We start from the raw sequence: 6,641 nt of genomic DNA, 5'->3' as shown, positions 1-6,641 counted from the left end.
GGGCGTGGCCGTGCCCAGCCAGGTGGCGCCCGCCGCCAGGGCCGCGCGGGCGCACGGCACCGCCCCGTGCCCGTACGCGTCGGACTTGACGACGGCCATGAGCTGCGCGTCCGGCGCGTGCGCGCGCAGGGCGCGCACATTGGCCCGCAGGGCGGCGAGGTCGATCTCGGCGCGGGCCCGCAGGGGCGCGGTCGGCGGTTCAGGTGTCCCAGTCATCGCGCTCAGTGTCTCAGAGGGGTACGACAGCCCCTCGGTCACCCGATCCGGCAGCCCCTCGGTCACCCGATCCGGCCGCGAGCCCGCACCGGGTGGGCGAACTCCCCGGCAACTGGGAACATATCGTCACGAAGGACGCGCGCGAGGCTGCGTGGAGCAGCCGTCCGGCAGGCCGAAGGGGCTGGTATGTGCGGAATCGTGGGGTACGTGGGCGGGCGGTCCGCGCTGGACGTCGTCCTCGCCGGACTGAAGCGGCTGGAATACCGGGGATACGACTCCGCGGGCGTCGCCGTACTCGCCGACGGGGGCCTGGCCGCCGCCAAGCGGGCCGGGAAACTGGTCAACCTGGAGAAGGAGCTGAGCGTCCGCCCGCTGCCGGCCGGCGGCACGGGCATCGGCCACACCCGCTGGGCCACCCACGGCGCCCCCACCGACGTGAACGCCCACCCGCACCTCGACGGCGCCGGACGCGTGGCCGTCGTCCACAACGGGATCATCGAGAACTTCGCCGCGCTGCGGGCCGAGCTGGCCGAGCGGGGGCACGGCCTGGTCTCCGAGACGGACACGGAGGTGGTCGCGCACCTGCTGGCCGAGGAGTTCTCGGCGAGCGCCGACCTCGCGGAGGCGATGCGGCTGGTGAGCGGCCGCCTGGAGGGCGCGTTCACGCTGGTCGCGGTGGTCGCGGACGAACCGGACGTGGTGGTCGGGGCCCGGCGCAACTCACCGCTCGTGGTGGGCGTCGGCGAGGGCGAGGCCTTCCTCGCCTCGGACGTCGCCGCGTTCATCGCCCATACGCGGTCGGCGGTCGAGCTGGGCCAGGACCAGGTGGTGGAGGTGCGCCGGGACGCCGTCACGATCACGGACTTCGACGGCCGGCCCGCCGGCGGCGACGTCCGCGCGTACCACGTGGGCTGGGACGCCTCGGCGGCCGAGAAGGGGGGCTACGACTACTTCATGCTCAAGGAGATCGCCGAGCAGCCCAAGGCGGTCGCCGACACGTTGCTGGGCCGCATCGACGCGGCCGGCTCGCTCTCGCTGGACGAGGTCCGGATGAGCACCGCCGAGCTGCGCGAGACGGACAAGGTGGTCATCGTCGCCTGCGGTACGGCCTTCCACGCGGGCCTCATCGCCAAGTACGCCATCGAGCACTGGGCCCGCATCCCGTGCGAGGTGGAACTGGCGAGCGAGTTCCGCTACCGGGACCCGATCCTGGACCCGCGCACCCTGGTCGTCGCGATCTCGCAGTCCGGCGAGACCATGGACACGCTGATGGCGCTGCGGCACGCGCGCGAGCAGGGCTCCAAGGTACTGGCGATCTGCAACACCAACGGCTCGACGATCCCGCGCGAGTCGGACGCGGTGCTCTACACGCACGCGGGCCCCGAGGTCGCGGTCGCGTCCACGAAGGCGTTCCTGACGCAGTTGGTGGCGTGCTACCTGGTGGCGCTCTACCTGGGCCAGGTCCGCGGCACCAAGTGGGGCGACGAGATCCAGGCGGTCGTCCGGGACCTCTCGCACATCGCGGGCGCCGTGGAGACGGTCCTGGAGACGATGGAACCGGTACGGGAACTGGCGCGCACCCTCGCGGACCAGGACACGGTGCTGTTCCTCGGCCGCCACGTGGGCTACCCCGTGGCCCTGGAAGGCGCCCTGAAGCTCAAGGAACTGGCCTACATGCACGCCGAGGGCTTCGCTGCGGGCGAGCTGAAGCACGGGCCGATCGCGCTGATCGAGGAGGACCTGCCGGTGGTGGTGGTCGTCCCCTCGCCGCGCGGCCGCTCGGTCCTGCACGACAAGATCGTCTCCAACATCCAGGAGATCCGCGCGCGGGGCGCCCGCACGATCGTCATCGCGGAGGAGGGCGACGAGGCGGTCGTCCCGTACGCCGACCACCTGATCCGCATCCCGGTGACGCCGACGCTGCTCCAGCCGCTGGTGGCTACGGTGCCGTTGCAGGTGTTCGCGTGCGAGCTGGCGACGGCGCGGGGCAACGAGGTGGACCAGCCGCGGAACCTGGCGAAATCGGTGACGGTGGAGTGACCAGTCGGCCAATCCTCGATCACGGTCGGATACCGGCCGGAAAATGGTGATCATCTGCGCGGCGGCTGTGAGTAAAGTGCGCGTAAAACACCGCGGATTCACCACGGTTGTGCAGAGAAAGAACCACTGACTTGAGATCCAGCGCCGTACGCCGGCTCGGCCTCGCCGCCTCCGCCACCACCCTCGCCCTCCTCACCACCGCCTGCGGCGGCTCCTCCGACGAGGGCGACAAGGGCGCCGACACCAAGGCCGACGCCTCCGCGTCGGCCTCCGCCGCACCCGCCGCCGAGGCGCTGAGCGCCGCTGACCTGGAGAAGGCCGCGCTGGCCCAGGGTGACGTCGAGGGCGGCGAGGTCGACACCGAGATCGACGGCAGCGAGGACGACGTCACGGCGGACCAGGTCGAGGCGGAGGACGCGGCCTGCGCCTCGCTCGCCCTCGTCGCGGCCGGCGCCGCCCAGGGTGAGCCGGCGGCGGAGGTGAAACGGATGTGGACGGAGGAGGCCGAGGAGCCGTCCGACGCCGACGCCATGTCCGAGGACGCGATGCTCGCCTCCCTCGACGTGGAGAAGGTCTTCCTGACGCTCGCCACCTACGAGGACGGTGGCGCCGAGAAGGTCGTGGCGGACACCGAGGCGGCCCTGGAGAAGTGCGCCGGCGGCTTCACGTACACCGCGGCCGGCGAGAAGACCGAGATCACGAAGGTGGCGCCGACCGAGGCACCGGCGGGCGCGGACGAGGCCGTCGCGATGAACCTGACGATGACGGCCGAGGGCGAGGAGATGCCCTTCAAGGCGGTCGTGGCCCGCAAGGGCGCCACGGTCGTCGCCGTGGGCGCCATGAACCTCGCGTCCGCCGTCACCGGTGAGGACTTCGAGTTCCCGACGGCCGTCCTGGACACCCAGCTCAGGAAGCTGGGCTGAGCGAAGCGGCTTTCAGCCCGTCGACGAAGGCGGTGAAGGCTCCGGCCGGGACCTTGAGGGGGATCCTGGCCGGGGCTTTCGAGTCGCGGATGGCTATGTGGGAGTGGTGGTGGGCAACTTCGACGCAGGCGTTGCCCTCGCCACCGCCGGAGAAGGACGACTTTTTCCAGGTACCTGGAGTGATCATGTTGAGCCTCACAGCTCTGTTGCCATGTTGTGGATGAAGTCACGCGAGCGCCCGGGTCCGAGTGACACGTCTCTTACTCTACGGAAAAGCCTCTGAAAACGGCCTAGTTGTGCTTCGGCATCGACGAAGACGGTGCCGTGCGGCCCATCACGCACCACAGTGTCCAGCTTCGGAACGGATCCGCCTGCGTAGACCATGGCGCTCCCTGCCCCGCCGAAATTCTCCAGGTAGAAGGGGATGACGCGCACGGTGACATGGTCGGCTTCGGAGAATTCCAGAAGCCGGGCGAGTTGGGCGCGTACGGCGCCGCTGTCCCCGACCCTGATTCGCAGCGCTGCCTCATGAACCACTGCCTCGTACGGGATGGCGTTGGGGCGCTCGAAGATGACCTTCCGCTGCATCCGGTGCGCCACCCGCTGCTCCACGTCGCCCGCGGGGAACTCCGGGTTCACGTAGGAGAAGAGCGCCCGCGCATAAGCCTCGGTCTGCAGGAGGCCCGGGACGTGCAGAAAGTCCACGTCCCGCCGGTAACAGGCATGGTGCTCCAGCTCAGCCAGATCGAGATACGCCGTAGGCAGGTGCCCCCGGAACTCCTCCCACCAGCCACGCGTCCGGTCGGTCGCCATACGCACCAGTGCCGATACCAACTCCTCCTCCGGGCACGCGTAATGAGCAGCGAGGCGACGCACGCGATCCTCGCTCACCCCAGCGATCCCCGACTCAATCTGGCTCATCTGAACGGAGTTCACCCCAAGGAGACTCGCCGCTTCGGTCGCCTTGAGCCCGGCCGCCTCACGCAGCTTTCGTAGTTCCACACCCAGGCGCACCTGGCGCGCTGTGGGCTGCCGTCTTGGCGGCATGGCACCCTCCTCGCCTCAACAGCCACCACGCAGCTACTCGTTCGAGTGGCGGGTTACGTGATCGGCTTGGCACGTCATAACTCTATGCCCTACGTTCAGTGACGCGATGCACACACAGCGGAACCCCGGGACCCCGGAAGCGCACCACTCCGTCCTGCCACGACGGCTGCGGCAATGCCACCGCCCGCCCACCGCAACTCCCTTCACTCACACAAACGGAGCTGCCGCATGCCCGGACACGATCACTGGGAGTACTCCCTCCACATCCCCAACGACCCCCTCGCCGTCACGATCAGCCGCCGCACCCTCCGCCTCATCCTCACCCTGCACGGCCTGACCCACCTCACCGATGTCGCCGAACTCCTGGCCACGGAACTGATCACCAACGCCGTACGCCACACCAAGGGCCCCGCCACCCTCCGAGTGCGCTGGTCGGCGGGCGTACTGCGCATCGGAGCGTGGGACGCCGACCCCCGGCCGCCCGAGCCGTCACCGCCGCCTGAGCAGGCAACCGAGCTGGAGGACGGCCGCGGACTGGCACTCGTCCAGGCGTGCGCCGACCTCTGGGGATGACAACCACTGACCAGGAACGGCAACCGGGGCAAGTACGTGTGGTGCGAGCTGACCGGAGCGGCGTGATCGTTTCTCCGCCCCTCGAACGAGTGAAGAGCCCTCGATTGCCGGTACGACCGCCCCCACGGTCCCAGAAGGTTGCCCACATGGTCACATCCACCCACGAGGCCTCTCACCGGATCTTCCAGGACCACCCAGAGGTCCTCGCTCCGGTCTTCGAGGCGCTGGGGCTGCCGCCGCCCCTGAAGGCAATCGTCGAAGCCATCACCCCTGACGCGACCGAGATCAGACCGCTGGAACGCCGCGTCGACACGGTGCTGAAGGTGGAGCCCTCTGAGGGCGGCGGTTTCCTGCTCGCCATCGAGGCCCAGACCAAGCGGGCCCCGGACAAAGGTGCGTCCTGGGCGTACTACGTGAGCTACCTGTGCGCCAAGTTCGACCTACCCGTGCTGCTCGTCGCCGTCTGCCGCAACCGGCCCACCGCCACCTGGGCGGCCGGGCCCTTCGAATGCCGCGTCGGGCCGTGGGCAACCCAGGTCACCCGCCCCTTTGTGCTGGGGCCGGACACCGTCCCGCGGATCACCGATGAGGCGGAGGTGGCACGGCAACCGGCTCTGGCGACGCTCAGCGCTGTCGTACACAGCGAGAGCCAGGACATCGCCGCCATACTGGAATTGCTCGCCCGCGGGATGCGGTCATTCGACGAAGCCACGGCCAGGTACTGGTCGGAATGGGTAGAGATCGGCCTGGAGAACACTCCGGCCCGCGAGACATGGAGAGAGCTGGAAAAGATGGTCGTCACTTACTTCCCTGGCAGGGGCACGATCTTCGAGGAGACGCACCTGGACGGCCAGGCCAAGGGCCAGGCCAAGGGTGTCCTGCGCATCCTGGAACTGCGCGGCCTCCCCGTCTCCGACGACACCCGCGAGCGCATCACCACCTGCGCCGACCTCGCCCGCATGGACGACTGGCTCGACCGGGCCGGGACAGTCGAGCGCGCGGAGGACCTGTTCGACGAGGAGCAGGGCGCTCCCGCCGGCGAACCCGGCCAGGAGTGACCAGCCCATAGGCTGCCCCCATGAGCATCATCGGGGTCGGCATCGACGTAGCCGAGATCCAACGGTTCGGCGCGTCACTGGAGCGCACGCCCTCGCTGGCGCAGCGGCTGTTCCGCGAGGAGGAGCTGCTGCTGCCCAGCGGGGAACGCCGCGGCACCGCCTCCCTCGCCGCCCGCTTCGCCGCGAAGGAGGCCCTCGCCAAGGCCCTCGGCGCCCCGGCGGGCCTGCACTGGACCGACGCCGAGGTCTACGTCGAGGACAGCGGGCGGCCACGGCTGCGGGTGACCGGGACGGTGGCCGCCCGCGCCGCCGAACTGGGCGTCACCTCCTGGCACGTCTCGCTGAGCCACGACGCGGGCGTGGCGTCGGCGGTCGTGATCGCCGAGGGGTAGTCGGCCGGGTCCCCGCTGCACCACCGGCCGGTATCGGGGGACACTCGACAGCATGCGTACCGCGTACACCGCCGACACCGTCCGAGCCGCCGAACGCGACCTCATGGCCCGTCTCCCCGACGGCGCCCTCATGCAACGCGCCGCCGCCGGCCTCGCCGCTGCCTGCGCGGACCTGCTCGGCCGGGTCTACGGCAGCCGGGTCGTGCTGCTGGTCGGCAGCGGGGACAACGGGGGCGACGCGCTGTACGCCGGGGCCCGCCTGGCCCGGCGCGGTGCGGGGGTCACCGCGGTCCTGCTCAGCCCGGACCGCACCCACCCCGGCGGGCTCGCCGCGCTCCGCCGCGCGGGCGGCACCGTCGCCGGGACCGGCAGCACCGCCGAGCAGCTGATCG

General features: G+C 70.5%; 8 protein-coding genes and 1 pseudogene. 6 read left to right on the top strand and 3 right to left on the bottom strand.

Translation table 11 applies throughout. The features are described from left to right. Positions 1–216, bottom strand: a 216-nt coding sequence (locus UW392_RS06470; RefSeq protein WP_320773907.1) for an alanine racemase, incomplete at its 3' end; no start/stop codon positions are given. A 186-nt stretch (positions 217–402) separates the two neighbouring features. Between UW392_RS06470 and glmS the strand changes: the two genes are divergently transcribed. Next, positions 403–2,256: a glutamine--fructose-6-phosphate transaminase (isomerizing) gene (gene glmS, locus UW392_RS06465; protein WP_320773906.1), complete on the top strand. Its 1,854-nt coding sequence runs from the start codon at positions 403–405 to the stop codon at positions 2,254–2,256. 131 nt (positions 2,257–2,387) lie between these two features. Beyond that, the gene (locus UW392_RS06460; RefSeq protein WP_320773905.1) at positions 2,388–3,179 is read left to right on the top strand and encodes a hypothetical protein; all 792 of its coding nucleotides are present in this window, start codon (positions 2,388–2,390) and stop codon (positions 3,177–3,179) included. Here the strand turns inward: UW392_RS06460 and UW392_RS06455 are convergent. Continuing rightward, the gene (locus UW392_RS06455; RefSeq protein WP_320773904.1) at positions 3,163–3,366 is read right to left on the bottom strand and encodes a DUF397 domain-containing protein; all 204 of its coding nucleotides are present in this window, start codon (positions 3,364–3,366) and stop codon (positions 3,163–3,165) included. The two genes, UW392_RS06460 and UW392_RS06455, sit on opposite strands and share 17 nt — an antisense overlap. A gap of 8 nt (positions 3,367–3,374) precedes the next feature. Then, positions 3,375–4,226, bottom strand: a complete 852-nt coding sequence (locus UW392_RS06450) for a helix-turn-helix transcriptional regulator (protein ID WP_320773903.1) — start codon at positions 4,224–4,226, stop codon at positions 3,375–3,377. Between the two features lie 228 nt (positions 4,227–4,454). Here UW392_RS06450 and UW392_RS06445 point away from each other — a divergent pair. The 4 genes and pseudogenes from UW392_RS06445 to UW392_RS06430 all read left to right on the top strand — a co-directional run. Then, positions 4,455–4,865, top strand: a pseudogene (locus UW392_RS06445) (ATP-binding protein). 80 nt (positions 4,866–4,945) lie between these two features. After that, positions 4,946–5,857, top strand: a complete 912-nt coding sequence (locus UW392_RS06440) for a hypothetical protein (RefSeq protein WP_320773902.1) — start codon at positions 4,946–4,948, stop codon at positions 5,855–5,857. Between the two features lie 20 nt (positions 5,858–5,877). After that, complete coding sequence (locus tag UW392_RS06435; RefSeq protein WP_320773901.1) at positions 5,878–6,249, top strand: holo-ACP synthase; 372 nt, start codon at positions 5,878–5,880, stop codon at positions 6,247–6,249. Between the two features lie 52 nt (positions 6,250–6,301). Further along, on the top strand, positions 6,302–6,641 hold a 340-nt coding region (locus UW392_RS06430; RefSeq protein ID WP_320773900.1), incomplete at its 3' end, for an NAD(P)H-hydrate epimerase.

It is taken from the genome of Streptomyces sp. CRN 30 (assembly GCF_034105845.1).
Note: the sequence above shows the minus strand (reverse complement) of the source record. Positions and strands in the feature narration are given on the sequence as shown.